This window comes from Aeromonas hydrophila subsp. hydrophila ATCC 7966, assembly GCF_000014805.1.
Taxonomy (GTDB): domain Bacteria; phylum Pseudomonadota; class Gammaproteobacteria; order Enterobacterales; family Aeromonadaceae; genus Aeromonas; species Aeromonas hydrophila.
In genome coordinates this window covers 401,435-425,507 of the sequence record NC_008570.1, presented here as the reverse complement: position 1 = coordinate 425,507, position 24,073 = coordinate 401,435, and the positions used below count along the sequence as shown (strand labels likewise).

The window sequence follows — 24,073 nt, the reverse complement described above, 5'->3', positions numbered from 1 at the left end:
CAGCGCAACAAGGCAGCGGTTGGATTACCGAGACTGTTCCAGATGATGCTTGATCAGCAGATCTGTTTCCAGCAGGGGCAGGCCGACCACGGCGCTGTAGCTCCCCTCGATACGGCTGACGAACTTGCCGGCAATGCCCTGGATAGCATAGGCACCGGCCTTGTCGCAGGGCTCACCGGTACGCCAGTAAGCCTCGATCTCGGCCTCGTCCAGCTTGCGAAACGCCACGTTGGTGGTGACCAGCCGCACGTCGCAGCGCTCCGGGGTGGCCAGCGCCACCGCCGTCATCACCTGATGCACTTTGCCGGAGAGCGCCTCCAGCATGTCCTTGGCGTCGAGCAGATCGGACGGCTTCTCCAGCACCCGGTCACCCAGCACCACTATGGTGTCGGCGCCCAGCACCGGCAGCGCCGTGGGCGCGGCGGCCACGCCGGCCGTTGCCTTGTCGCGGGCCAGCCGGCAGACATAGTCCTGGGGCTTCTCGCCCTCTTCCCGCTGTTCCGGCACATCCAGCTTGAGTACCTCGAAGCGGTAGCCCAGCTGGGTCAGCAGTTCGTGACGGCGGGGCGAGCCCGAGGCGAGATAGAGTTGCAGTTCGTTGTGCTTGTTCATAATCACTTCGCGAGCCAGGATACGGTTACAATGAGTTGTTTTTACTCATATTCACTTGATATTGAAGCGCCGGCGCACCTTGCGCAAGACCAGGAAAACCCAGGGCCATATTAGCATCGTGCTCAGGGTCGACCAAAAGTAGGCGAAATTGAGGCTGGCGCGGCTGAACAGGTGCTCGGCCCAGAAGATGGTCACCTTGCCCACCAGCGAAAGGCAGCCAATGATCAGCGCCTGTTGCCAAAGGGAGAAGTTGCGGATCTTCTGGAACTGGAACGCCGCCAGATAGGTGGTGATGGCCATCGCCATGGCCCGCACGCCGAGGGTGCTGCCGAGCAGCACATCCAGCAGCAGGCCCGCCACCCAGGCGGTGCCGACGTTGGTCCGGTGTGGCAGCGCCAGCGCCCAGTAGATGAGCACCATGGCGAGCCAGTCCGGCCGGAAGGGTTCGAGTTGGAAAGGAAGCGGCAGGATCGACAGGCTAAGGGCCAGCAGGATCGAGATCCAGATCCAGATCCTGCCGCTGGCGGGTTGCAACATCAGCGCGTCGCTCCCGCAGCCGAAGGCGCCGCAGCCGGGGCTGCCGCAGGGGTCGGCGCCTCTTCATCGTCATGCACTTCCGGTTTCTTGTCGGTCCACAGCAGCAGCAGATAGCGCAAGCGATCCAGCGCCACCAGCGGCTTGGCCTCGACCTGGGCGAAGGGTTTGCCCTCCACGTAGTCGGAGCGGGTCACGGTCGCCACCGGATAACCTTCCGGGAAGCGGCCGCCAAGGCCCGAGGTGACCAGCAGATCGCCGACCTGGACGTCGGTGTTGCGCGGCAGGTTGCGCAGCTCCAGCTTGTCCAGCTCGCCGCTGCCGGAGGCTATGGCGCGCAGGTCGTTGCGCAGCACCCGCACCGGGATGCCGTGGCTGGAGTCGGTGATCAGCAGGACGCGGCTGGTGGTGGAACCCACGTGCAGCACCTGACCTATCACCCCCTGATCGTTGATCACCGGCTGGCCGTTGTAGACACCGTCCAGCGCCCCCTTGTTGATCAGCACCTGATGGCTGAAGGGGTCGGAATCCACTGACAGCAGCTCGGCCACCATCTTGCGGGACTCCTTGTGCACCGGCGAACCCAGCAGCTCGCGCAGGCGCTGGTTCTCGTGCTCCAGATGATCCATCTTGAGCAGGCGTGAGCGCAGGGTGAACAGCTGTTGTTCCTGCTGCTTGGTCTGCTCGATGAGGCCGGCCCGGGTCTGCACCTGGGTCGACATGGTGTCGAGCATGATACCCGGCGCATTGGCCATATATTGCAGCGGACTGACGAGCGAACTGAGGTAGACGCGGACGTGGCTGAACACACCGAAGCGGGAGTCCGCTACGATGGCAGCAATGGAGATGATGACGGCGAGAAACAACCGTAACTGAAGCGAAGGGCCTCTACCAAAAATGGGTTTCATGGGTCGTCAAAAAAGAGCCGGCACGCTGGCCGGCTTTGGGTCTTATTCGTAGTGGAACAGATCGCCACCGTGCATATCGATCAGCTCCAGTGCCTTGCCGCCACCACGGGCCACGCAAGTCAGCGGATCTTCGGCAACCACCACCGGGATGCCGGTCTCTTCCATCAGCAGACGGTCGATATCTTTCAGCAGGGCACCACCACCGGTCAGCACCATGCCGCGCTCGGAGATGTCGGAGGCCAGCTCGGGCGGAGACTGCTCCAGCGCCACCATGACGGCGGAGACGATACCGGACAGCGGCTCTTGCAGCGCTTCCAGGATCTCGTTGGAGTTGAGGGTGAAGCTGCGCGGCACACCTTCAGCCAGGTTGCGACCACGCACTTCGATCTCGCGCACCTCTTCGCCCGGATAGGCGGAGCCGATCTCGTGCTTGATGCGCTCGGCGGTGGCTTCCCCGATCAGGCTGCCGTAGTTGCGGCGCACGTAGCTGATGATGGCTTCGTCGAACTTGTCGCCGCCGATACGGACGGACTGGGAGTAAACCACACCGTTCAGGGAGATGATGGCCACTTCGGTGGTACCACCACCGATATCGACCACCATGGAACCGGTCGCTTCGGAGACCGGCAGGCCGGCACCGATGGCGGCAGCCATGGGTTCATCGATCAGGTAGACCTCGCGGGCACCGGCACCCAGAGCGGATTCCTTGATGGCGCGGCGTTCCACCTGGGTGGAGCCACACGGCACGCACACCAGCACGCGCGGGCTGGGGCGGAAATAGTTGTTGTCGTGAACCTGCTTGATGAAGTGCTGCAGCATCTTCTCGGTCACGTAGAAATCGGCGATCACGCCGTCTTTCATCGGGCGAATGGCGGAGATGTTACCAGGGGTACGACCCAGCATCTGCTTGGCGGCATGACCGACGGCAGCGACCGATTTGGCGTTCCCGCGCTCTTGGCGAATGGCGACAACTGAGGGTTCGTTAAGGACGATCCCTTGATCTTTTACATAGATCAGGGTGTTGGCAGTTCCCAAGTCGATCGACAAATCGTTGGAAAAGACGCCTCTGAGCTTTTTGAACATGGCTACGGGAAATCCTAAGAATTTGGAGGTGCAGAAAACCGGCTAACTTTACCAATGCCCACCCCAATCGGCAAGCGCTCAAACTGTCGCCAACCCATCAGGCGCGACAAAAATGCGAGTCATCACTCACCCGCACAAGCCGACAAACGCTAATAAACAAGGGGATAGGTGGGCGAAGGTGACAGATCCGCCCCAACTCCCCGCTCAGTGCATCACTTCGCGCCGATAAATAATTCTGTCATTACCCCGGCTGGAGCCGAAGATGGCCTCACCCAGCAGGCTGTTCAGGTTCCCCGGATCGGCCAGCCAACGCGGCTGTTGCGGTTGTTTTTCCAGCACGATGCTATATGGCACGCGTACCGCGAACTGAGGAGCGCCAAAGTGGAACAGCAACTCTCCCTTGTCGGCCTTCCCTACGACGGCCCCTGGCGAAGGGGCTCCCAGTCCGACTCTAATCCTGGCCGTCGTTCCCAACACCAGATCGCCACTGGCCACATCATAGTGCTGGGTATCATCGGTAAAGAGCACGCCGTCATTGGCCAGCGAGAGCGTGCTGCACACATCTGCCTCATTGCGGCTCCAGGCGCCGTTCTGGTAGTACTGCATCAGCAAGGAGAGCGACAGCGGCTCGCTGGCGGCGCCACGATCCGTACCGGCCAGCACCCTGCCGTAGTAGGCAACCATGGTGTCATCAATCACTGCCGGGATGCTCAGCTGCTTCGCATTGCAGGTCACACCGACCTGGCAGTCACCCGACACGCCTGTGTTCATGTTCATTCCGGTCAGGGTCGTGATCGACGGGTTTTCACCATCGATGACGCGCAACCCGAATCGTAGCTTGAAAAAGGGCTCTTCCGGCGTGGTGAGCGACGGCGTCCGCTCTGCCAGACGGGCAAACCGGCTGCTGCCATCGAAAATGACCTCGCCAGCCTGCCAGTTGGTCGCCAGGCTGCCGATCCGATCGGTTCGATCGATGCCGTCCTTGTTGTCGGCAGCGACCAGATAGAGCAGCCCTCTGGCAAAGGCGTCGCGGTAATTGAGAGTCACCCCGCCCTGCTTGTTGCGAGCCTGCAGACGCATCTTCACGCCAAACGGCTGACTCATATAGCTGAAACCGCCACAGGCGGGGGTCACGGTCCCGCTGAACAGATTAAAGTCCCAGGGTACGAAGCGGCCCACCGGCACACTGCTGGCGGGAGGGATGGTATAGGTGAAATAAGCATTGGCCTGCGGGGTGGCCGTCATCCTGAACACCCCCACCTCGCTCACCGTCTGGGTGACGCTGTTGAGGCTGTTGCTCGCGGGAACATGGTTATAGGTAGCCGTTCCCACCGCTGCATTGGTGCCGGGGTTTGGCGCCACCAAGGTGCTGCCCAGAGCAATATTGGACAGGACAAAGTTGGGCGTGGTCTGGTTCCCGGCACAAATATCCCCATCGTTGACCGATTCCCAGGCCATGGCCTTGATATCTACCTGGAAGGTGTCTCCCGCCTTCTTGAACACCGGGCAACTGCTGTCCCCTGCCGCGCAGACGCCTTGCGGGGGCGTAATGCACAAGCCGACCGGACGCGCCACAAACTGATCCGAACCGAGCATCACCAGCCCCGCCTCACTGCCCGTGCCGTCGTAGCGGGCATCCAGCTGAACCTTGCCGGCATCTGGATACTTGACCGTCATGCTCGACTGCCCCTGGGCATCGAAGCTGAGGGAGAGCGCAGTGGCATTGCCCTGGCTGGTGCCGATCACGCTGTTGTTGACGCTCATTCTGCTGTTGTAGTTATTGCTGGCCGGCGAAACATAGCTGCTCCAGAACTTGACGCTCTTGCTCTGATTGGCAAAACCCGGCACGCACTGCTTGGTCACGTCGCTCTTCTTGACCGCCTTGATGGCTACTGTCTGCGGCTGGTTCGAGTAGGTATCCGGCACATCGAAGAAGAAACCGCTATCGGCAAAATTCAGGGTACAGGCAGCCGCACTGGGTGTCCCGGCGCCAGCCTTGCACAAGGTTGTGCTGAACGGCTTGGTAGCCGGAACCGAACCGGATACCCCTATGGTGACCGAAGTGGCGGTGTTGTTGCGCAGTTGAACAGTCGTGGAACCGCCACTGAAGGTCACCGTATTGCCGCCAACCCAGCCATTGCTGCTGGAAACCGGCTCCAGACTCAGGGTCGCGGTCACAGGGTCGGTGATCAGAGTGGTACAAGCCGCATCGGCGCATGCCTTGACCGTCACCGTCTCCGGATTGCAGGTCAGCGCCTGACCCGAGTGATCGAGCTGGAAGTGGTCGATCTGCACCCCCACCGGGTTGGAGCGCAGGGCGCAGATCCGCACGTTGTCTATCTCGTGAAAGTTGGTCACCGAACCGGTGGAGCCGGTCAGGGAGAGCAGGAAATTAGCCGGCACCGCCGCCTGACCGGTCTGGCTCGTCATGTTGATGGGGCCGATCAGGGAGCTGTAACCAGCCCCGGTATCCCGTTCCACCGTGGCCAGCGAGCTGCCAGCCACCCGGGAGTCGACCGTGATGCGATAGCGATGGGGCCGGTTGCCGTTGGTGCCGCTGTCGACGGGCGGGTTCAGGTTGCTGGCCGTCCCCGTCAGATAACGGTAACCCGAGGTGCCCGACCCCGAACCACGGATGGAGACCGCCTGCGGCCGCGACCCCAGGTTGGTACTTCCCCCCTCGTTGGCATAGTTGCCGTACTCGTCGAGCCCCACCCCGAGCCAACCGCCGGCAAAGCCGCTGATCCCGGTCTTGTAGCCATAGCCCAGCGGGCCACCAAACGCCCCCGGTTGCGGCGTCAGGGTGGCATCCGAAAGCACCACCGCCATGCCGTCCGCCCCGCTCGTGCCGGAAGTCTTGTAGGCGTATTGATCGAATTCGACCGTCACCAGGTTGCCAGCCCCCGGGAAGAGGCGCTGGAAAGTGGCCGAAGTGGCCTGATCGGTAATGTTCTGGGTGAGGCGCAGACGGCCGTTCTGTACCGATGGCAGGGTGCTGTTGTTGCGCTGGGCCACCACCCAGCTGTCCGGGTTGATCTGGGCGCTGTCGAAGCCATCGGCAAAACAGGTCAGCATAGGCGGCAACACCGCCGTATTGATGCTGGATTGAGCATCCATCTTCAGGTAGCCGGCCGTCACCTTGCCATAGACGGTGGCATTGTTGTTCATGTTGAGCAGCCCGTCGGTATAGAGGTAACCATAAAACGTGGTGCTGTTGTCGATCACCATGTTGTTGTAGTTCACCCAGATGAGGCTGCCCTGGTTGTTGGCGTTGATACTGACCGTGTTGACCAGCTTCACGTCCTGGTTGACGAAGATCCGGGTGGTCCCGCTGCCGGAGAGACGGATGGTGCCGTTGTCCAGGTTCAGGCGGTCGATAAAATAATCCCCCTCGCCCAGCACCAGGGTCGCGTTGTTGCGCACCGTCAGGGTTTTGAACTGATAGGTGCTGCGGCTGGGGAAAGTCATGGTGCAGCTTTCCACCGTCATGGTGTCATAAGCCGCGCTGGAAGCACTCTGCGAGCCGGACGAGCAGGTCTGGGTCGTATTGGCATTGTTGGAGGGGAAGGCGTTGTTGCCGTTCAGCGCCAGCCCGCGAATGTCACTGCCGGTGACGGTACAGACCTTGTAGCCGCCAGCACCATCGTCGCAGCGCCGCGTGTTGTTCTGATCCGGCTGGATGGAGCAGAAGTTGAGTGGCAGCCCGCCGCTACCATTGATCTTGGCGTTGTTGAGCTGGATCAGCTGGTATCCGTTGATCTGGTGGCAGGCATCGTTGTTGTTGCCATGATGGCCCTGCACCACGGCCGGGAAGAGCGAGCCGGTATCGATGGGATCGAACGCCCAGACCTGGCTAGTGAAGAGGGCCAGCGCCCACAGCCATTTCATCATCAGCCTCCGTCATACGCTTCGACCATCAAGGTGCGGCTCACCCTGAAGTCTGGACTGGCACTGGTCAGGTCATTGCGCAAACCGCAGGTGCCGACACTCTGGAGGCGATAGCCGGTACTGGTCACGCCGTTATAGGTCGCCGAGACACTGCGGCACTGCACCACCGCCTGACAGTCGATCAGCCCCGGATTGCCGGTGAAGCTGATCGTTCTGCTCGACTCACACACCGCAGGTGGCTGGGGCTGGGCCGCCGTCCGGTTGGGAAACAGCCGATAGAGCGCCACTTCCAACCCGCTCTGGGCCGCCAGCAAGGCACGCACGCTGCGCACCTCCACCGTATTCTTCTCGCTGCTGTCGAGCAAAAAGCGCCCCATGGCCGCCGCCAACATGGCCATCACCACGATCACGAACAGGGCGATCATCAGGGCACTGCCCCCCATCTTCTTGCTCTGGCGCCGCTCAGGGAACATTGAAGACCCCCAGCTTGTGGTTGAAGGTGACCGCTTCGCCCTGGCGTTCGAACACCAGCCGCACGCCAAACGCTCCTTCGGCATTGAAGGCCGAGACCTCCCGATAGAAGTTGCCGGCACGAAGCGACTCAGCCATCAGCACACCCGCTGCAACAGGGGCATCGATCGCGGCGCTGGATCGCGTCATCGTGCTGCCTTCCACGCAGTAGCGTACCTGCTGATTGGCAAAATAAACCCGGCTGCCGGGCGAGATCCCGGCCAGGGTTTCGCCACTGATATAGCGAACGGTCTGCGCCCCCGATACCGGCGCCAGCACCTCGGTGACCCTGGCGACACAGCGGCCATATTCACAGCCATTGACCAGTGAGCCGGCCGCTGACGTCGGCATCGGGAAGACCACCATCAGATCCCCGACCTTGACCGCATTGGCATCCTGGTTGAGTGGATTGGCCGCAGAGGCGGGGATTGCCATCACCAGTTCCAGGGTGGATGTGCTGCCGGACTGGGCCCGGTTGAGCGCAAGATAGCGGCTGGAGGTGCTGATGGGCCAGAAACGCAGGCAGGGACCGCTGTCATCCCAGCTGCCATCCAGGGCTTCAATCCGCTCGGAGCCCGGCAACGCATCGCGCACCTCGCGGTTGAGCCGCTCCATGGCGAAGCGGGCATCACTCATCAGCTGTTCGCGGCTGCTGGCATCGCCGTAGATCTGGGTGCCGATGCCGATGAACTGGCTGGCGAAGGTGGCCATGATCCCCAGCAGCAGGATCACCATCACCAGTTCGATCAGGGTAAAACCGCTCGCCGTCCGCATCAGTAGTTGCCCCGATAGAAGGAGAAGTCGAGCACGCTCTCGTCAGGCAGGCGCACCTGCAGATCGATGCGCTTGCCCACCGAACAGGGGGCAGTACAGGTGTTTTTGAATGTTCCATCACTGAAGTCGACCGGGCTCACCGCAATCCGGACTTGATAGTTGCGATACTCGTCGCTGGCGATGATGCCGCCGGTCTGGGTGTAGAAGCTGGCATCTTTCCAGCTGCCAGCAGTATCGAAATCGTCCACGTCGTTGAACATGTAGGGGGCAGGCTCACCGTCCGGGCCATAGTGGGTCGAGCAGGCCTGAATGGTGACGCCGGCCACCACCTCACCGCAGCGATAACGGCCACCGTTGTGATCCGACTGTTCATCGAACGATGTTTGCTGGATCTCGCCCGCCAGGCGCTGGGCCAGCTGGGCGGCCCGCACCTGCTGCACCGGATCCACCGCCTGGGGAGCCTGATTGATCAACAGGCCGAGGATGCCGGTCAGTGCCACCGCCAGCAGCACTATGCCGACGATCAGCTCGATCAGGGTAAAACCGCGCTCAGGGGCTCTCATGGATATAGCCCTCGGACTCTATCTTGAGGCGGCCGGTTTCGCGGCCATCGCTCACCAGCAGAGTACAACCCGTGGCACAGCTGCCGAACGGCCTGCCCATCTGATCAAAACGGATCACGAAACTGCTGGCGTTATTGAGGGAGACTGCCATACCGGCGGAAGGGGTCACAAGGCGGCCACGGGTGCGCTGATTGTCGCTCCAGTCGGTCATGGGGCCAGGATCCGGGCATGCCCCACCGGCAACCGCCAGCGTGATATGGGCAAAACGGGAAGCCTCCACCACCAGCTGGGTACAGCGGTCGGCGGGTTCATGCATGTTGATGGTCTGCACCAGCCGCAGCCGGGTCAGCAGCTCATCACGAAGGGTTTGGGTTTCAAAGCCGCCTTTGCCCAGCAATTTGGGCACGGCAAAGGCGGCCAGAATCCCCAGCAACAGGATCACAATAACCAGTTCAATCAGAGTGAAGCCTCTGCGCATTGAAATCTCTTATAAAAGGCGAGGCACTTGGCCTCGCCTGATATCTATCAATCACAACCGTTCAAAGTTGTCGCTGCGGCGGAAGTTTCGGATGCAGCAGTGTAATTCACAGTACATTTGGAACTACTGGTCGAGAAGACATAGGAGTTATTAGCAGACGCTTTACCACTCCAAGAACCATCAATGGTGACTGCATTCTTGATCCCATCATCGGTTGCTTCCGGATAACCATAGACAGTTTTAATCTCTGTACCGTCAGAACCAGTAACCACTGCGCTACTAGCACGCTCTTTACCTTCCAGTGCTGACTTGCTGTAAACCAGCTGAGCTGAGCTGCTGACTGCGGCCTGTACGCCCTGAGCAGCGGACTTCTTGGCATCATCCTGCAAATTCAGGAACTTGGGAGCAGCGGTCACTGCCAGGATACCCAGAATGATGATCACGATGACCAGTTCGATCAGGGTAAAACCCGCCTGTTTTTTCATATTACTTTCCTCTGTCAATTGATATTGGTGGTCACCTGACCGGAAGCCGGACGGTAACTGAAACTCATGAATGCATCAGTACTGCCTTGCGGATCCTGATACTTGCCATCACTACCCTTACTCAAACTATTGACCAGATAGTAGCGGCAGACCGAGTCCAGGCCGTTATTGGTCACACTGACATAGTATTTCAGGTCATTGCCGCTACCACGCACCTCGCTGAAGCTGGCGGTAGCCTTGGGTGGGTTCTGCAGCAGACCCTCCCAAATCTTGAGACAGCGCGGGGCCGTCAGGTTGGCCGGATCCACGTCGATGCCGCCACCGGCCGAGGTATCCATGGGATAACCGGGGGAGAGCTCGCCGTTGCTGACCTGGGTGTCGGTCGGCGTGGTCAGATAAAAACGTGAACCGTCATAGAGCACGGTATTGAGGCTGTCCTGCTTGGCGCGCCCTTCGGCCTCCCATTGAGCCCGTACCAGCGACACGCCGGTGGCAAACCCGCCGGAGACCCCCTCCACACTGGCTTTCTTGGCTTCGTCCGTGACATCGAGAAAGCGGGGCAAGGCGGTGACCGCCAGGATCCCCAGGATGACGATGACGATCACCAGCTCGATCAACGAGAAACCCGCTGCCCGATGGGGACTCACCACACCGGAATATCTTGGTACCAGTCGCGTTGTTGTCATGGACCCTCCGTAATAACCCGCATTATTTCATGCAGATATAAAAAAATCATTTAACTGAATCGCAAAACAAGCCTCATTCAGGGCTTTGTTGCACTCTGCCGTCAGAAAATTGATAAATCAGCCAATTATTCTCCCAGCCGAACTGGCACCCTTCGCCATCCAGACTCGCCAAGGCCTGCACAGGCGGCTGGGTCGACGCTGCTTTACCGATGAGTTGCTCCCACAGCCAGCGGCAGTTTTCCGACGGCGTCATCACTGTACCGGCACCCAGTGGCCAGCCACGCTCATCAAACTGCCAGGCCATCCCATCGACATGCAGCACGGCGGGACGCCGCTGATCGAGCCAGAGCCCATGCAACCTTTGTGCGCGCTCGGCAAATTGCTCCCCCAGCAGGGTCAGGCTGACGGCCAGCGCCTCCTCCCGGTGGACAAGATAGCTCCGGGCCAGGGTCGCCACCATGATCAGCAACAGGATCCCCACGGCCAGCCGCCGATAGCTTCCCAGCCAGTGCTCATCCTGTTGTGACTGTCGACTCACCCATCTCGCTCCACGCTCTGCCGCTTATCCACTCCCCGCCTCACTGACGGTAAAGCTGCCTGTTTACTTGTCACGCACGGCCCACATCATGCCCCGCCTCAGCGACGGTAAAGATACCGGTTACTTGCCGCGTACGGCCCACATCATGCCCCGCCTCAGTGACGGTAAAGATACCGGTTACTTGCCGCGTACGGCCCGCATCATGTCCCACATCGGCGTGAAGATACCCAGCGCCAGGATCAATACCATGACCGCCACGATCCCGATCAGGATCGGCTCGATCCGGGCGGTGAGACTCTTGAGGTCATAGTCCACCTCCCGCTCGTAATACTCGGCTGCCTCGTGCAGCAGATCATCGACCTGGCCGGTCTCTTCCCCCACCGCGATCATCTGCATCACCAGCGGGGTGAACAGGCCGCTGCTGCCGGCGGTGCGCAGCAGACTCTCACCCCGCTCGATGCCGGCCCGCATGTCGCGGATCCGGCCCGCCATCCAGGCGTTGTCCACCGCATCGGCCACCAGGCTCAGCGCCGTGTTGAGCGGCACCCCGGCCTTGAGCATCATGGAGAAGCTGCGGGCAAAGCGGGCCAGCAGGGAGCGCTCTATGATGGTGCCGACGATCGGCAACTTGAGCTGCCATCTGTGCCAGGTCAGCTTGCCCTTGACCGTGCTCACCCAGCGCCGCCAGCCAAACACCATGGCCAGCAACACGCCGAGCATCACCCACCAGTAGTGCACGAAGAAGTGGGAGGTGGCGAGCAGGATCCGGGTCGCCAGCGGCAGCTCGACGCCAAATTTGGCGAACATGCCGGCAAAGACCGGGATCACCATGATGTTGAGGATCACCATGGCGATGCCGATGGCAATCAGCACGAAGCTGGGGTAGCGCATGGCGGTCTTGATCCGCTTGCGGGTTTCCAGCTCCAGCTCGAAATAGTTGGCAAGCTGCAAGAACGCCTCTTCCAGCTGACCCGTGTTCTCCCCCACGTGGATGATGGCCACGAACAGGCTGCTGAACACCCTGGGGTGGGCCTGCATCGAGCTCGACAGCGGCCGACCGTTGCCCAGATCCTCTCCCAGCGCGTGCAGCGCCCGCTTGAGCGGCTTGCTGTGGGCGCTCTCCTCCAGCCCGGCGATGGCGCGCAGGATGGGGATGCCGGCCCGGGTCAGGGCATACATCTGGCGGCTGAACACCACCAGCTCGTCCAGCCGCACGCCCCGCTCCAGCAAGAGCGACCAGTCGAGGGCGGCCGCCTTCGCCTTGCCGGGTTTCAACTCGGTCGGCATCACGCCGCGGCGCATTAGCTGCTCGGCCGCAGCCATCTCGTTGGCCGCGTCCACCACCCCGCTGACGGCATTGCCCTGGCTGTCGCGCCCCTTGTAGGCGAAGCTGCTCATGGGGTGCCTCGCGCCAGCCGGCCGTGTTCATTGCCGATGAAGTTGGTCATCACTTACCCCAGGTCCTCCGCCAGCCGCAGCACCTCGTCCACCGAGGTGATCCCCTGGCGGGCGTAATCGAGCGCGGTCAGCGCCAGCGGCCGGTAGTGCGGGTGCTGGCGGGCCGCCTTGGCAAACCCTTCGGCGTCGTTGCGGCGCAGGGAGTCCATCATGGGCTGATCCAGCTCCAGCAGCTCGTACACCCCGATCCGGCCGGCATAGCCGGTGAAGTTGCAGCTCTGGCAGCCGCGCCCCTTGTGATAGACGTGCTGGCCCGGCGCTTCGCCGGAGAGCACGGTCAGCCAAGTGGCCTGGCCTTCATCCGGCGCCTTCTCCTCGACGCAGTGCTCGCACACCCGCCGCACCAGCCGCTGAGCCACCACCGCCCGCAGCGCGCTCGCCACCAGATAGCCGGGAGCCCCCATGTCGATGAGGCGCAGGGCGCTGGTCACCGCATCGTTGGTGTGCAGCGTGGTCAGCACCAGGTGACCTGTGATGGCGCCGCGCAGGCCGATCTCCACCGTTTCGTTGTCCCGCATCTCGCCCACCAGCAGGATGTCGGGGTCCTGGCGCAGGGTGGAGCGCAGCACGTGGGAGAAGGTCAGCCCGATCTTGGGATTGACCTGAACCTGATTGACCCTGGGCAGCCGATATTCCACCGGATCTTCCACCGTGATGATCTTCTGGCTGGCCTGGTTGAGCTCGGAGAGGGCGCCGTAGAGGGTAGTGGTCTTGCCGCTACCGGTTGGGCCCGTCACCAGGATCATGCCGTGGGGTCGCTTGAGCTGGCGCCGGAAGCGGGTCAGGATCTCCGGCGGCATGCCGGTCTCGGTCAGCGACAGGATGCCGGAGGATTGGTCCAGCAGCCGCATCACCACGGATTCACCGTACTGCACCGGCATGGTCGACATCCGCACATCCACGTCGCGGCCGCGCACCTTCATGTTGAAGCGGCCATCCTGCGGCAGCCGCTTCTCGGAGATATCGAGGCCGGCCACCAGCTTGAGGCGCAGTACCAGCGCCTGGGCGATACGCACCTCGCTCAGGATGTTCTCGTGCAGGATGCCGTCGATGCGCTGGCGAATGCGCAGCACCTTCTCGTCCGGCTCGATGTGAATATCGGAGGCCCCCACCTGCACCGCATCCTCGAACAGGGAGCGCAGCAGCTTGGCCACCGTCGCCTCCCCCTCGTCACCCGCCCCCAGATTGCTGGAACCCAGCTCGAAGCCGGCGTCCTGATACTCCTCATGTAGCTGTTCGGCGAAGCTCTCTATTTCGCGGGTGCGACGATAGAGGCGGTCGAAATACTCCAGCAGCTGGCCTTCCCGCGCCACCGCCAGCCCCATCTCCCGCGGGCGCAGCAGCGCCGCGATGGCGTCGAGGGCGCTCAAGTCGGCCGGATCCGACATGGCCACCGTCACCTTGTTGTCGGTGAGGTTGACCGCCAGCGCACGATAGCGGCGCGCCTGCACTTCCGGCAGCAGCGGCACCGCCGACGCATCTATGGTGAGGTTGTTGAGATCGAAGAAGGGCACATCCAGCTGGCGGGCGAGAAACTGCAGCAGTTGCACCTCGCTGATGAAGCCGAGATCGATCAGGGTGGTGCCCAGCTTGCGGCCGGTCTGACGCTGCTGCTGCAGGGCGAGCTGCAGCTGATCATCCGAGATGATCTGCTCTTGTACCAGCAGGTCGCCGAGGCGCATTTTCAGTCTGGGTTGTGCCATGCAAACTCCAAAAAAGTGATCCCGGCCGCCCGTCAGGGGGCGAGCTGGGCAATCCGCTGTTCGAGCCAGCTGGTCGACGCCTCGCCCAGGTTGCCGTGCAACTGGGCATTGCGATAGGCATCCAGCGCCCGCTGGCTGTGGCCCTGGCCATCTTCGGCCACGCCGAGCCCGAGCCACCAGCGGCCCTGATCCGGCTGCTGGCGCAACAATTTCACGTAAAGATCCGCCGCCTCGGCATGCTGACCCAACTCCTGGCTGAGCCCGGCCCAGGTGGCGTAATAATCCAGATTGCTGGCCAGATCCGGTCGATGGCCGGTCAGCCAGCCGAGCGCCTTGAGCTGATCGCCGCCGCTGATGGCGAGCCGCGCCAGCAGCAGCCGGAAATCGGCCTGTTCGGGATCGAATCTGAGCCCCTCTTCCAGCAACTGGCTCGCCTCGCTCAGCCGCCCCTCGCCGTAGAGCAGGCCCGCCAGCTGCTCGCGCGCCCCCTGATTGCGCGGATCGTGGGCCAGCACCTGATAGTAGTTGTCCTGGGCATCGCGCAGCTGTCCCTTGGCCATGGCAGTGGTGGCCTTGCGCTCGGCCAGGGTGGCCAGTTCGGCCTCGGAGAGGTTGACCGTCTCTATCTTGAGCACGCCGGGCTTGCGCGGCGCGGCCGCGGGGGCCTCCTGCTCCGCCGCGAGCTCGGCATAGAGATCGGGTTGCAGCTCCTCGTCGCTCGGCCCCTCCTCATCGATGGCAGCCACGTCAGCGTCATCGGCTGTGCGCTCCTCCGCCTGCTGCGGCTCGGCGGTAGGCGAGGTGGCAAGGTGGCGCGGGGTTGGCAGCGCCACCACCTGATCCACCGGCTCTTGTTCTGCACTGGCCGGCACCGCTGCGGGAACCGCGCGGGCGATGGCGTCCGGTGTGGGTTCGCCGGCCGCCTGCAGCTGGCGGGCCTCGACGACCCGCTGGCTCTGCTGCCAGTAGATCCAGGTACGCCAGCCCAGAATGCCGAGGGCCAGCCCGCAGATCAGGGTCAGCAACAGCATCCACCAGCCCTGCTGGCGCACGGGTGGCACATAGACAGCCCCCTCGCCCCCCTGCTGGCGCTGCTCCAGATCCTTGAGCATCTGATTGATCACGCTCATTGCCAGACTCCATAAGCGAGGGCGCAGCCCAGCAGCAGTACGAGTGGCCACCAGCGCCGCGGCACGAAGCGGCGGGCATCGTCGGTGTCGCGTACGGCCAGCCGCACCAGCCGGCTATCGATCTGGCGCGCCCCCTGGCCATAGGCCAGCATCAGGCACTTCTGCGCCAGTATGTTGATGAGTCGCGGAATACCGCGCGAGGCACGCCACAGCTGGCGCAGCGCCCGGCCGCCAAACAGCGGGGCCCCGCGATAACCGGAAATCTGCAATCTGTGCTCCAGGTAGGCCCGGGTTTCATCGAAACGCAGCGGCCGCAGGCAGTAGGAGAAACCGATCCGCTGGCGCAGCTGGCGCAGATAGGGCTTGGCCAGCCTGGCATCCAGCTCGGGCTGTCCGAACAGCACGATCTGCAGCAGCTTGCTCGATTCGGTCTCCAGGTTGCCAAACAGCCGGATCGCCTCCAGCGTCTCGTCCGGCAGCGCCTGCGCCTCGTCGATCAGCACCACCACCCGGCTCCCCTGCTGATGCAAGGCAATGAGGTGGCGATGGATGCGATCGGTCAGATCCAGCTCGCTCTGATCCCGCACCGCCAGTCCCAGCTCCAGCGCCAGGGCGATGCGCAGCTCGGCCGGGTTGAGATGGGGGTTGGGCAACCAGGCCAGACGCACCGGCCGCTCCTCGGAGCCCAGTTCGCTCAGCAGCTTGCGGCAGAGCAGGGTCTTGCCTGTGCCGACCTCGCCGGTCACCTTGATGAAGCCCTCCCCCTGCGCCAGCGCCCAGTTGAGTACCTGCAGCGCCTCCTCGTGCGGGGGCAGCCCGTAATAGAAACCGGTGTTGGGGGTGAGGCCGAAGGGAGCCTCCTGCAAACCGAAGTGGTTCAGGTACATGGGCAATCCCCTGCCATCTCTGCCAGGGAGCCCGTGATGGCCCCCGGCACGTGATCAAACCGGTCCAGGATCATGACTCAGCCCTTGGGCGGATACCATTTGTCGAGCAGCTCGGAGGAGCGCTGCAGTTCGTTCTGCCAGGTGTCCTTCTCCACCACGGTCGGCTTGAGCAGGATCACCAGCTCCACCTTCTTGGTGCTTTCCCGGCGGTTGGTGAAAGCCTCGCCGACCCAGGGAATGTCCCCCAGCAGCGGCACCTTGCTGACGATCTCCTGCTTGTCGGTCTTCATCAGGCCGCCGATGACGATGATGTCGCCATTGTTGGCCTGCACCACGGTATCGGACTCGCGGATCGAGCTCTTGGCCAGTGGCAGGATCAAGGGGTCCGCCGTGCCGACATCGATGGTTTTCTTCTGCTCTTCGGTGTCGATGACGGAGGGGTGGATATGCAGCAGCACCTTGCCCTCTTCGTCGATCTGCGGCGTCACGTCCAGCGCGATGCCGGAGAAAAAGGGAGTCAGCTCTACATTGGGCGTGACTATCGGTGCCGATGTGCCTGAGGTTGTGGTCGTGGTGGAGGCGTTGGTGACGAAATACTCGTCGGTCCCTACCTTGATCACCGCCTTCTGGTTGTTGGTCGCCGTCACCCGCGGGCTGGAGAGGGTATTCACGTCCCCCTGGGTCTTGAGCAGATTGACCGCCACGTTGAAGTTGCCGTCGGAAATCTTGAAGCCGGCCCCGCCACCCAAAGCGCTGAAGATCTGGTTCGGGGTGTTGGCAATCGTGCTCGGTGTCAGCGAACCACCACCGGTGATGCCCTTGTTGCCATCCCAGCTGGCGGAGAGACCGCTCCAGTCCACCCCCTGCTCGTAACCCTCGTTGAGGGCCACCTCCAGGATCCGCGCCTCCAGCACCACCTGGCGCTTCAAGTGGCTCTCTGATTGATTGAGGAACTCGCGCACCGCCTTGAGCTCCTTCGGATAGGCCCGGATAGTCACCAGGCCCGCCTGCGGGCTGGTGATGACGGCGCGGCCGTCGCCGCTGCCGATCAGGGTCTGCAGGGTGTCGCGCAGATCGGTCCAGTAGTCGCTGCTAGTGTCGGTCTCGATGCGGGTGCCGTTGCTGTCGCTGTTTGAGCTGCCGTTGGACGAGCGGTTGCTGGTACTGTTGTTGGTGCTGTTGTTGGCGTTATCGAAGTTGTTGTTATTGCTGCTGTTGTTGTCGTTAGAGGCCACCCCGCCGGTGCTGACCGAGGTGCGGGAGAGACCGCGCCGGGACATCATCAGGTAGTTGACCGGGATGGTCTCGGTGCGCAGCCCGGCCGGATAGACGTGGAACACGTTGCCCTTGCGCTGCACGTCGAAGCCATACATGTCGCCCACCACCGCCAGCACTTCGGTCAGGGTCACGTCCTTGAGCTCGACCGAGATCTGGCCGGCCACCCCGGGGTGCACCGCCACGCTGTAGCGGGAGCCCTTGAACAGGGAGCCGAAAAACTCCACCGCATCCACGTCGTGGGCAGCAATCCGCAGCCGCGGTTCCGGCATGCTGATGGCCTGGGGTGGACGATTGAGCTGCAGCAGTTCGCTCTGTACCGACTTGGGTACGCTGGTCAGCGCCCCGCCCTTGTTCTGCTCGGTCATGGCATGCCTGAGTGCGTCCTTGGCCTGCACGGGTTCGGGGTGCCGATAGCTGGTACAGCCTGCCGTCAGCACGGCGGCGGAGATCAGGCAGAGATGATGTTTTTTCATGTAATAAGTGCACCCTGACTTGCAATTAAACTCGACAAACCTGGCTCCGCCCATCCCGGGTGGAGCGCATTCAGATCCGGACCTTGCTGGCAAACAGGGTCAGCGACTGGCGCTTGCCCCCCTTCTCCAGCACCACGGCATCTGCACCTATGGCCACCACACGATAACCGTCGACCTGCTGGCCGACCCGATAACTGCTGCCGTTGAGCACCGCCAGTGCCGGGCCGTTGCCCAGCATGATGCTCTGCAGCCTGGGCAGACCGGCCTCGCGCTGGCCGGTTGCACTGGCGCCGCTGGTCGCGCCGCTCAAAGGGGCGGTGGGATCCTGCAACAGCTCGGGCTGCGCCTGGGCCAGCAGACTGAACAGACACGCCCACAGGGGAAACCATCTAGCCACGGATAAACTCCTTGCTGGTGCTGAGGGTGTAGATCTCCATCTCCACCACCGCCTTGGGATACTCCTGCACCTGGTAGTCAAACTGTTTCCAGTAGAAGTGGCGCGGCAGCCCCTCCAGCGCCTTGAGATACTGATACACATCGAAATAGCCGCCTTCCAGCTTGAGCCGGATGCCGTGCTTGAACAGGTTGATGCGCTGCTCGCCCGCCATCAGCGGCTCCGGCGTCAGCGAAGTGAGTGCCACCATGTGCAGATTGGCGGAGCGCGACAGCAGGGCCTCCAGCACGGCCGGCATCTCGTGGGCCTGGATCAGATCCACCGTCTGGGCCTTCAGCTCGGCGTCCAGCTTACCCAGCTCGCCATCCAGCTGTGCCAGCTGGGTACGCACGTGCAGATCCGGATCCCGCGCCAGTTTGGCCTGCTTGCCCTGGTTCTCGAGATCCATGATCTCCAGATCCCGCTGAGCAGTGCTCAGCGCCAGCCGCTCCTGCTCCAGCCGCACCGCGGCCCCATCCAGCCAGCCATAGATGGCAACGGCGCCAACCACGACCACCCCGGTCAGCAGGATCAGTACTCGCTCGCGCTGGCTAAGGGCGGCGATCTTGTCGGCCCAGGCCTGCCACTGCTCTTTCAGGCTCATCAGGGCTTCTCCCGCTCGATGCCGCTGAGCTGGAAGGCCAGCCGGCCCTCCTTGTCACGGCTTAACGTCAGCTCACCAAACTGCTTGCCCACCAGCGACGGAGTCTGCTTGAAACGATTGACCCAGGCCGGCACATCCTGGCTGCGCCCGGCGAAGCCGGACAGGTTGACGTAGCCGTCGGCGATCTCGATCCGCTGCAAGGAGAGCTGCGGATCGCGGATGCGGGAGAGATCGGCCATCAGCCCGGCATAGCCCTGGGATTTTTGCAGCGCCAGGCTGCCCAGCTGCCGCATCAGGCCCTGCTTGGCGGTCAGCTCCTCCTGCTTGGTGGCAAGCTGCTGTTGCAGCAGGCCATCGGCCTGGTGACGGGCCAGCTCGGCATCCAGCCGCTGCGCCTCGCCACGCTTGATCTCCAGCGCCGCCCGCACCTGTACCAGCTCGCGCTCGACAGCGTGCTGCTGCCAGGCGATGACGCCGGCGGCGCACAGCAGCAACAGCACGCTGCCGCCCCATACCAGCGCCATCTGGTTGAGGCTGGCCCACTGTCGTCTGGGCCGAAACTCGGCGCCGTAGAGATTGATCTGGCGTTTCATCAGGCATCCTCCCCCAGGACAGTTTCATAGGCCGAGAGATATTCGATGCCAGACAGTAATTCGGACTTGCTGGCCTTGGCAGTCGACATGGCAAGCGCGCTCATTGCTCACCTCCCAGGGCGGCGGCATAAGCCGAGAGATATTCCACGCCGGACAGGATCGCCTTGTTGGCCATGGCGGAGACGGCAAAGCCGAAGGTCTGCTCCATGTGGCGCACCAGGGTACCGATGAAGGGTGAGGCGATGGCGAGCTGCATCTGGCCGAGTTCCGGCAGCTTGAGCTGGCCCACCAGATAGTCGAGGGAGCGCTGGATCTCCAGCGCCAGCGAATCGAGCAGCATGGCGTCAGGCTCATGCTCGCCGGTGAGGGCGCCGAAACCGCGCAACTGGCGGGAGAAGCAGAGCCCCCCCTGATGGAACACCAGCAGCTGCAGATCCTGCCCCTTCGGCTGCCACAGCAGCATGCGCACCGTCTGATCCGGCTCGTACAGCGCGGTCATCGCCAGCTCGTCGCTGACGATGGCGTCCAGGCTGGCGATGCCGTTGACCGCATCCGCCAGCTGCTGCACCCGCGCCTTGGGCACGCAGATCACATTGATGCGCGGCCGGCCCGCCGGCGGGGTGGGCAGATCCACATAATCCATGGCGAGCTGCAGCACGGATTCACTGACGTAATCCTTGATCGCCCAGGGCAGGGCACCCGCCATTTCGGCATCGGGGACGGCGGGCTTGTCGATCTGGACCTGTTGATAAAGGCTGGCCGCGAGGGCGACTCGCACCTTAGACTTGGCGAGGCCGTGGCGGCTGAACAGCTCGGCCATGGCCTGGGGCCACTCTTGCGGACCATTGATGGCGCGGGTGGCGAAGATGGGCGGGTTGCCGAGCGAAGCCAGCATGATCCGATCGCTGGCCAGCAGGAGTCCTACCTGACGGCTGGGGGTCGAACGTCTGAAAAGTTGTTTCATTGAAACCCGCACCTGGCTGCCCAAAACGGATTAAACCTTAGCATAAACAGAGCATTAGCCTCCAGATAAATGACCGATTACTCATTGTCACCCCACTCGTCCCCGATGGCGCTGCCGCCCCTGCCGCCCGCCTTGGTGCCCTCGCCGCTGCAAGCTGTCTCGCACCCGCTGTTGATCGCCTATGGAGTCCAGCTCTGGTGCAAACGGGACGATCTGATCCACCCCGCCATCTCGGGCAACAAGTGGCGCAAGCTCAAGTACCACCTGTTGCATGCCAGGGAGCAGGGCAAACGCCATCTGCTCTCGTTTGGCGGCGCCTACTCCAATCACATCCATGCCCTGGCGGCGGCGGGGTGCCAATCTGGCCTGCGCACTACCGGCATCATACGCGGGGAGCCGCAAGCCGTCAGCAACTGCACTCTGAGCGCTGCAAAAGGCTGGGGCATGGATCTCGTTTTTGTCGACCGTCAAAGCTACCGGCGGCGGCAGGATCCCGCCTGGCTGGCCCAATTCGAAAATGAAGAGACCCTGATAGTGCCGGAAGGGGGCAGCAGCCCGCTGGCCATTCCCGGGGTGGCCGAGCTGGTCGATGAAGTGCCCTTCTCGCCGGATCTCTGGGTGCTGCCCTGCGCCAGCGGCGGCACCCTGGCCGGGCTCATCGCCGGCAAGCGGGCACCGCAGCAGATCCTCGCCATCGCGGTGCTCAAGGGGGGCAGCTTCATCGCCGACGAGGTGCGTCGGCTCCATCCTGCCGCCGCCGACACGCCCGGCTGGCGGATCGCGCTGGATCACCACGACGGTGGCTATGCCAAATTCAGTCCGGCGCTCTGGCAGTGGGTGCAGGCCTTCAGCGCCGAGACGGGCCTGCCGCTGGAGCCCATCTACAGCGGCAAGGCGATGTGGGGGCTGTTTCGCGAACTGGCGGCAGGCCGCATTCCGCGCGGCAGCAAGATCGTCTTCATCCACACCGGTGGCATGCAGGGGCTGGCGGGGCTGAGAGAGCAGGGGCGCCTGTGACGGCGTGCCGGGCGCAATACCAGCGCTGAACCACCACGCTGAACCACCACGCTGAACCACAAAAAGAGAGGGTCGCCCAGGCGACCCTCTCTTGCATTCATCAGGCGCCGGCCGGTTCCAGCACCAGCCGTTCCGGCTCGGCGAACCAGGGGCCCTGCCCGGCGTGCACCCCGAGGTGGCGCAGCATCTTCCACTCGTCGCCGCTCTCCACCCCCACGGCGATGACCCGGGTGCGGGTGTTGGCACAGCCCCCCACCAGGCTGCGCACCGCCATCTGGTTGACCTGGCGGGTATGGATCTCGCGCACCAGGCTGGGGTGCAGCTTGAGGAAGTTGATCTCGAACTCCTTGATGTACTGGGTGCTCACCACATCCTGGCCGGCGTGATCGATGGCCAGCTGGCAGCCCAGCATGCGCAGCGCCCGCAGCGGCCGCTTGAGCGCCTCATAGTGGCGGGTGACCTGAGCCTCGGAGAGTTGCAGGATCAAGCGCTCGTTGGTGCTGCGCGGCAGCTGGAACAGATCGAAGAACAACCAGCGCTGAAACTCCCGGTGCAGCAGGCTCTGGGCGCAGAGGGTCAGGCTGATGGGGCAGCTCTGTTCGGAGCGCTGGCGCAGCAGGCCGAGGGTCTGTTCCGCCACCAGCCGATCCAGCGGCAGCAACAGCCCCGCCTTCTCCGCCATCGGCATGAAGACGCCGGCCTGCAGCTCCCGCCCCTGCTCGTCGTGGATCCGGATCAGCAGATCCTGCTGCAATACCACCTGATCCCGCTCCTGCTGCACCGGCTGCACGTAGAAGTCGATGCCATGCTCCTCGATGCGCCGGCCGATCAGGGTGCGCCAGCGCACCGTACCCTTGCTGCTCTGCTCCTCGTCCAGCTGTTTCTCGTAGAGGAACCAGCCGGTGTGGCCCTGCAGCCGCGCGCTCTTGAGCGCCAGCTCCGCCTCCTCCTGCACTTTTAGCAGGGAATCCTCGGCCTGATAGCAGACCGCGCCGAGATAGACGGCGGTGTCTGGATTGACCGCCTCGGGCCAGTGCAGCCGCTGCAGGCTCTTGTGCAGCTGGCCGGCGCCATCCACCATCTCGCTTTCCGACATGTTGGGCAGCAGCACCGCAAACACCTGGCCGGCATAACGGGCCTGCAGGGCGCCGTTGTGCTTGCGCACGAAGGCGGCGATGGAGGCGCTCGCCTCCATCAGCAGATCCTGGCTCTGGCGGCCGTTCAGCTCGGGATCCAGCTCCTCCAGCCCGGCCAGCTCGATCAGCAGCACGCCGCCGCTCATCACGCTCGCCTCCATGATGGCGCTCTCCAGCCGGTTGTCGAAGAACAGCCGGTTGCCGATGCCGGTCATCTTGTCGACGAAGGCGTTGCTGCGGATGAAGTTGTCGAAGCGGCTGCGCTCCTTGCGGGCATCCGCCAGCTCGGCCAGCAGATAGTCGAGGGCCTGGCTGGCCGGCTGCGGCCACTCGTCGGCCGGATCATGGGCCAGCTTGGTGAGCTTGTTGTCGAGGATCAGCTGGGCGCGCTCGGCCAGCAGCTCGGCCCCCCGCAACTGCAACCGCAGCCAGCGAATGGAGTACCAGAGGCCGAACACCACGATGAAGACGCCGAGGGAGATGCCGGACATCGCCTTGATGGAGTACTCGAACTCCTTGAACGGCCGCTCCAGCTTGAAGTCGGCCTGCATGCCCGGCTGATGGGGCATGGGTTGGTGATAGGGGATCAGCAAGCTCTCGTCGGTCGGCTGCTGTACGTCACGAAACCAGTAGATCCGCTGCTTGTCCTGGCGGATCTCCAGCTCCACCACGTGGGCCGAGCGCAGCAGGGTCGGCAGCCAGCGGGTGAGATCCTGATGATCGTCGGCCACCTCCAGCTGCTTGTCGATGATCTCGACCAGCGAGTTGACCTTCTTCTGTTGCATCTCCATGCCCAGCTCACGAAAGCTGAACACCCCGCCAAGCAGCACCATGGCCATGGCCGCAATGACACACAGGGTAATAAACGAGACAAGCTGAGTGGTCAGTTTCATGTGCCTTTCCGTATGCCCGACAACATCCATGTGGCTTCATCGTATCAGCCAACCTCGAAGCGCGCCTATGGACGAAGATCCCGCTTCTGGAATTAAGCGGGCGAGCATACCCAAACCGGTACGAGAACACCAAGCCCCCGGCGGGGTGACGGCCAAAAAATGACGGATGACGAGAAGAAACGGGAGGGAACTCAGCGCACTGGCTGAACGGCGGGCAGAAAAATGGTCCCACAAAGGGGACCAAAAGAAACACTCATATCAAAACTAACACTCTGTGCTACTGACAAAAAAACAGATACAGGAGTATTGAACACACGGTGAGTCAAACCGCACGGCTACTCTAGCCACTTCAGATAAGCTGGACAATTGTCATTTATGACAGGTCAGCGATTGAATCTTCAGCAGTCGATTTCATAAAACCATTATTTATCAGAAGATTATAAAT

General features: G+C 62.7%; 23 protein-coding genes. 1 reads left to right on the top strand and 22 read right to left on the bottom strand.

The window, feature by feature from the left end:
- Window positions 1-24: 24 nt before the first annotated feature.
- From AHA_RS02015 to mshI, 21 genes are all read right to left on the bottom strand, one after another.
- Window positions 25-612: a Maf family protein gene (locus AHA_RS02015; protein WP_011704377.1), complete on the bottom strand. Its 588-nt coding sequence runs from the start codon at window positions 610-612 to the stop codon at window positions 25-27.
- A 51-nt stretch (window positions 613-663) separates the two neighbouring features.
- On the bottom strand, window positions 664-1,149 hold the full coding sequence (gene mreD / locus AHA_RS02010; RefSeq protein WP_005308115.1) for a rod shape-determining protein MreD: 486 nt from the start codon (window positions 1,147-1,149) through the stop codon (window positions 664-666).
- Window positions 1,149-2,054: a rod shape-determining protein MreC gene (gene mreC / locus AHA_RS02005; RefSeq protein ID WP_011704376.1), complete on the bottom strand. Its 906-nt coding sequence runs from the start codon at window positions 2,052-2,054 to the stop codon at window positions 1,149-1,151. The genes mreD and mreC overlap by 1 nt, the downstream gene beginning before the upstream one ends.
- A gap of 42 nt (window positions 2,055-2,096) precedes the next feature.
- Entirely contained in the window at window positions 2,097-3,137 is a 1,041-nt protein-coding gene (locus tag AHA_RS02000; RefSeq protein WP_005308111.1) for a rod shape-determining protein, read from the bottom strand.
- A 204-nt stretch (window positions 3,138-3,341) separates the two neighbouring features.
- Window positions 3,342-7,025 carry an MSHA fimbrial biogenesis protein MshQ gene (mshQ, locus tag AHA_RS01995; protein WP_011704375.1) on the bottom strand — a complete coding sequence of 1,228 codons (3,684 nt, stop codon included), beginning with the start codon at window positions 7,023-7,025 and terminating at the stop codon, window positions 3,342-3,344.
- A 2-nt stretch (window positions 7,026-7,027) separates the two neighbouring features.
- Window positions 7,028-7,498 carry a hypothetical protein gene (locus AHA_RS01990; RefSeq protein WP_041216134.1) on the bottom strand — a complete coding sequence of 157 codons (471 nt, stop codon included), beginning with the start codon at window positions 7,496-7,498 and terminating at the stop codon, window positions 7,028-7,030.
- Window positions 7,488-8,309: an MSHA fimbrial biogenesis protein MshO gene (gene mshO / locus AHA_RS01985; RefSeq protein WP_011704374.1), complete on the bottom strand. Its 822-nt coding sequence runs from the start codon at window positions 8,307-8,309 to the stop codon at window positions 7,488-7,490. The genes AHA_RS01990 and mshO overlap by 11 nt, the downstream gene beginning before the upstream one ends.
- Window positions 8,309-8,872: an MSHA fimbrial minor subunit MshD gene (mshD, locus tag AHA_RS01980; RefSeq protein ID WP_011704373.1), complete on the bottom strand. Its 564-nt coding sequence runs from the start codon at window positions 8,870-8,872 to the stop codon at window positions 8,309-8,311. Before mshD ends, mshO begins: the two co-directional genes overlap by 1 nt.
- Window positions 8,859-9,350, bottom strand: a complete 492-nt coding sequence (mshC, locus tag AHA_RS01975; RefSeq protein WP_011704372.1) for an MSHA fimbrial minor subunit MshC — start codon at window positions 9,348-9,350, stop codon at window positions 8,859-8,861. The genes mshD and mshC overlap by 14 nt, the downstream gene beginning before the upstream one ends.
- A 47-nt stretch (window positions 9,351-9,397) precedes the next feature.
- Window positions 9,398-9,835: a prepilin-type N-terminal cleavage/methylation domain-containing protein gene (locus AHA_RS01970; RefSeq protein ID WP_024945635.1), complete on the bottom strand. Its 438-nt coding sequence runs from the start codon at window positions 9,833-9,835 to the stop codon at window positions 9,398-9,400.
- A 14-nt stretch (window positions 9,836-9,849) separates the two neighbouring features.
- On the bottom strand, window positions 9,850-10,521 hold the full coding sequence (gene mshB / locus AHA_RS01965) for an MSHA fimbrial major subunit MshB (RefSeq protein ID WP_011704371.1): 672 nt from the start codon (window positions 10,519-10,521) through the stop codon (window positions 9,850-9,852).
- Window positions 10,522-10,594: 73 nt separating this feature from the next.
- Window positions 10,595-11,059, bottom strand: a complete 465-nt coding sequence (locus AHA_RS01960) for a hypothetical protein (protein WP_011704370.1) — start codon at window positions 11,057-11,059, stop codon at window positions 10,595-10,597.
- A gap of 177 nt (window positions 11,060-11,236) precedes the next feature.
- Window positions 11,237-12,457: an MSHA fimbrial biogenesis protein MshG gene (mshG, locus tag AHA_RS01955; RefSeq protein WP_011704369.1), complete on the bottom strand. Its 1,221-nt coding sequence runs from the start codon at window positions 12,455-12,457 to the stop codon at window positions 11,237-11,239.
- 53 nt (window positions 12,458-12,510) lie between these two features.
- The gene (mshE, locus tag AHA_RS01950; RefSeq protein WP_011704368.1) at window positions 12,511-14,220 is read right to left on the bottom strand and encodes an MSHA fimbrial ATPase MshE; all 1,710 of its coding nucleotides are present in this window, start codon (window positions 14,218-14,220) and stop codon (window positions 12,511-12,513) included.
- 32 nt (window positions 14,221-14,252) lie between these two features.
- Window positions 14,253-15,350 (bottom strand): MSHA fimbrial biogenesis protein MshN, encoded by a 1,098-nt coding sequence (gene mshN / locus AHA_RS01945; protein WP_043125776.1) that lies wholly within the window; start codon window positions 15,348-15,350, stop codon window positions 14,253-14,255.
- Window positions 15,347-16,237 carry an MSHA fimbrial biogenesis protein MshM gene (gene mshM, locus AHA_RS01940; protein WP_011704366.1) on the bottom strand — a complete coding sequence of 297 codons (891 nt, stop codon included), beginning with the start codon at window positions 16,235-16,237 and terminating at the stop codon, window positions 15,347-15,349. Before mshM ends, mshN begins: the two co-directional genes overlap by 4 nt.
- Before the next feature lie 77 nt (window positions 16,238-16,314).
- The gene (gene mshL / locus AHA_RS01935; RefSeq protein ID WP_011704365.1) at window positions 16,315-17,988 is read right to left on the bottom strand and encodes a pilus (MSHA type) biogenesis protein MshL; all 1,674 of its coding nucleotides are present in this window, start codon (window positions 17,986-17,988) and stop codon (window positions 16,315-16,317) included.
- Window positions 17,989-18,058: 70 nt separating this feature from the next.
- The gene (mshK, locus tag AHA_RS01930) at window positions 18,059-18,385 is read right to left on the bottom strand and encodes an MSHA fimbrial biogenesis protein MshK (RefSeq protein WP_016349155.1); all 327 of its coding nucleotides are present in this window, start codon (window positions 18,383-18,385) and stop codon (window positions 18,059-18,061) included.
- Complete coding sequence (mshJ, locus tag AHA_RS01925; protein WP_011704364.1) at window positions 18,378-19,025, bottom strand: MSHA fimbrial biogenesis protein MshJ; 648 nt, start codon at window positions 19,023-19,025, stop codon at window positions 18,378-18,380. The genes mshK and mshJ overlap by 8 nt, the downstream gene beginning before the upstream one ends.
- Window positions 19,025-19,618 (bottom strand): MSHA fimbrial biogenesis protein MshI1, encoded by a 594-nt coding sequence (gene mshI1 / locus AHA_RS01920; protein WP_011704363.1) that lies wholly within the window; start codon window positions 19,616-19,618, stop codon window positions 19,025-19,027. Before mshI1 ends, mshJ begins: the two co-directional genes overlap by 1 nt.
- 100 nt (window positions 19,619-19,718) lie before the next feature.
- A complete protein-coding gene (gene mshI, locus AHA_RS01915; protein ID WP_011704361.1) occupies window positions 19,719-20,582 on the bottom strand; it encodes an MSHA fimbrial biogenesis protein MshI in 864 nt (287 codons plus the stop codon).
- 69 nt (window positions 20,583-20,651) lie between these two features.
- On the opposite strand from mshI, the gene AHA_RS01910 reads away from it, so the two are divergent.
- Window positions 20,652-21,599: a 1-aminocyclopropane-1-carboxylate deaminase/D-cysteine desulfhydrase gene (locus AHA_RS01910; protein WP_011704360.1), complete on the top strand. Its 948-nt coding sequence runs from the start codon at window positions 20,652-20,654 to the stop codon at window positions 21,597-21,599.
- A gap of 100 nt (window positions 21,600-21,699) precedes the next feature.
- On the opposite strand, the gene AHA_RS01905 is transcribed toward AHA_RS01910, so the two are convergent.
- Window positions 21,700-23,628, bottom strand: coding sequence for an RNase E specificity factor CsrD (locus tag AHA_RS01905; RefSeq protein ID WP_039212856.1), 1,929 nt, complete (start codon window positions 23,626-23,628; stop codon window positions 21,700-21,702).
- Window positions 23,629-24,073 lie beyond the last annotated feature (445 nt).

Coding starts and splice junctions, on each gene's coding strand:
- AHA_RS01905 (WP_039212856.1), bottom strand. CDS start 23,628: ATGAAACTGACCACTCAGCTTGTCTCGTTTATTACCCTGTGTGTCATT.
- mshB (WP_011704371.1), bottom strand. CDS start 10,521: ATGACAACAACGCGACTGGTACCAAGATATTCCGGTGTGGTGAGTCCC.
- AHA_RS02000 (WP_005308111.1), bottom strand. CDS start 3,137: ATGTTCAAAAAGCTCAGAGGCGTCTTTTCCAACGATTTGTCGATCGAC.
- mshC (WP_011704372.1), bottom strand. CDS start 9,350: ATGCGCAGAGGCTTCACTCTGATTGAACTGGTTATTGTGATCCTGTTG.
- mshI1 (WP_011704363.1), bottom strand. CDS start 19,618: ATGAAACGCCAGATCAATCTCTACGGCGCCGAGTTTCGGCCCAGACGA.
- AHA_RS02015 (WP_011704377.1), bottom strand. CDS start 612: ATGAACAAGCACAACGAACTGCAACTCTATCTCGCCTCGGGCTCGCCC.
- mshG (WP_011704369.1), bottom strand. CDS start 12,457: ATGAGCAGCTTCGCCTACAAGGGGCGCGACAGCCAGGGCAATGCCGTC.
- mshN (WP_043125776.1), bottom strand. CDS start 15,350: ATGAGCGTGATCAATCAGATGCTCAAGGATCTGGAGCAGCGCCAGCAG.
- AHA_RS01990 (WP_041216134.1), bottom strand. CDS start 7,498: ATGTTCCCTGAGCGGCGCCAGAGCAAGAAGATGGGGGGCAGTGCCCTG.
- mshJ (WP_011704364.1), bottom strand. CDS start 19,025: ATGAGCCTGAAAGAGCAGTGGCAGGCCTGGGCCGACAAGATCGCCGCC.
- AHA_RS01910 (WP_011704360.1), top strand. CDS start 20,652: ATGACCGATTACTCATTGTCACCCCACTCGTCCCCGATGGCGCTGCCG.
- mshI (WP_011704361.1), bottom strand. CDS start 20,582: ATGAAACAACTTTTCAGACGTTCGACCCCCAGCCGTCAGGTAGGACTC.
- mshM (WP_011704366.1), bottom strand. CDS start 16,237: ATGTACCTGAACCACTTCGGTTTGCAGGAGGCTCCCTTCGGCCTCACC.
- mshO (WP_011704374.1), bottom strand. CDS start 8,309: ATGCGGACGGCGAGCGGTTTTACCCTGATCGAACTGGTGATGGTGATC.
- mreC (WP_011704376.1), bottom strand. CDS start 2,054: ATGAAACCCATTTTTGGTAGAGGCCCTTCGCTTCAGTTACGGTTGTTT.
- mshD (WP_011704373.1), bottom strand. CDS start 8,872: ATGAGAGCCCCTGAGCGCGGTTTTACCCTGATCGAGCTGATCGTCGGC.
- AHA_RS01970 (WP_024945635.1), bottom strand. CDS start 9,835: ATGAAAAAACAGGCGGGTTTTACCCTGATCGAACTGGTCATCGTGATC.
- mshE (WP_011704368.1), bottom strand. CDS start 14,220: ATGGCACAACCCAGACTGAAAATGCGCCTCGGCGACCTGCTGGTACAA.
- mreD (WP_005308115.1), bottom strand. CDS start 1,149: ATGTTGCAACCCGCCAGCGGCAGGATCTGGATCTGGATCTCGATCCTG.
- mshL (WP_011704365.1), bottom strand. CDS start 17,988: ATGAAAAAACATCATCTCTGCCTGATCTCCGCCGCCGTGCTGACGGCA.
- mshQ (WP_011704375.1), bottom strand. CDS start 7,025: ATGAAATGGCTGTGGGCGCTGGCCCTCTTCACTAGCCAGGTCTGGGCG.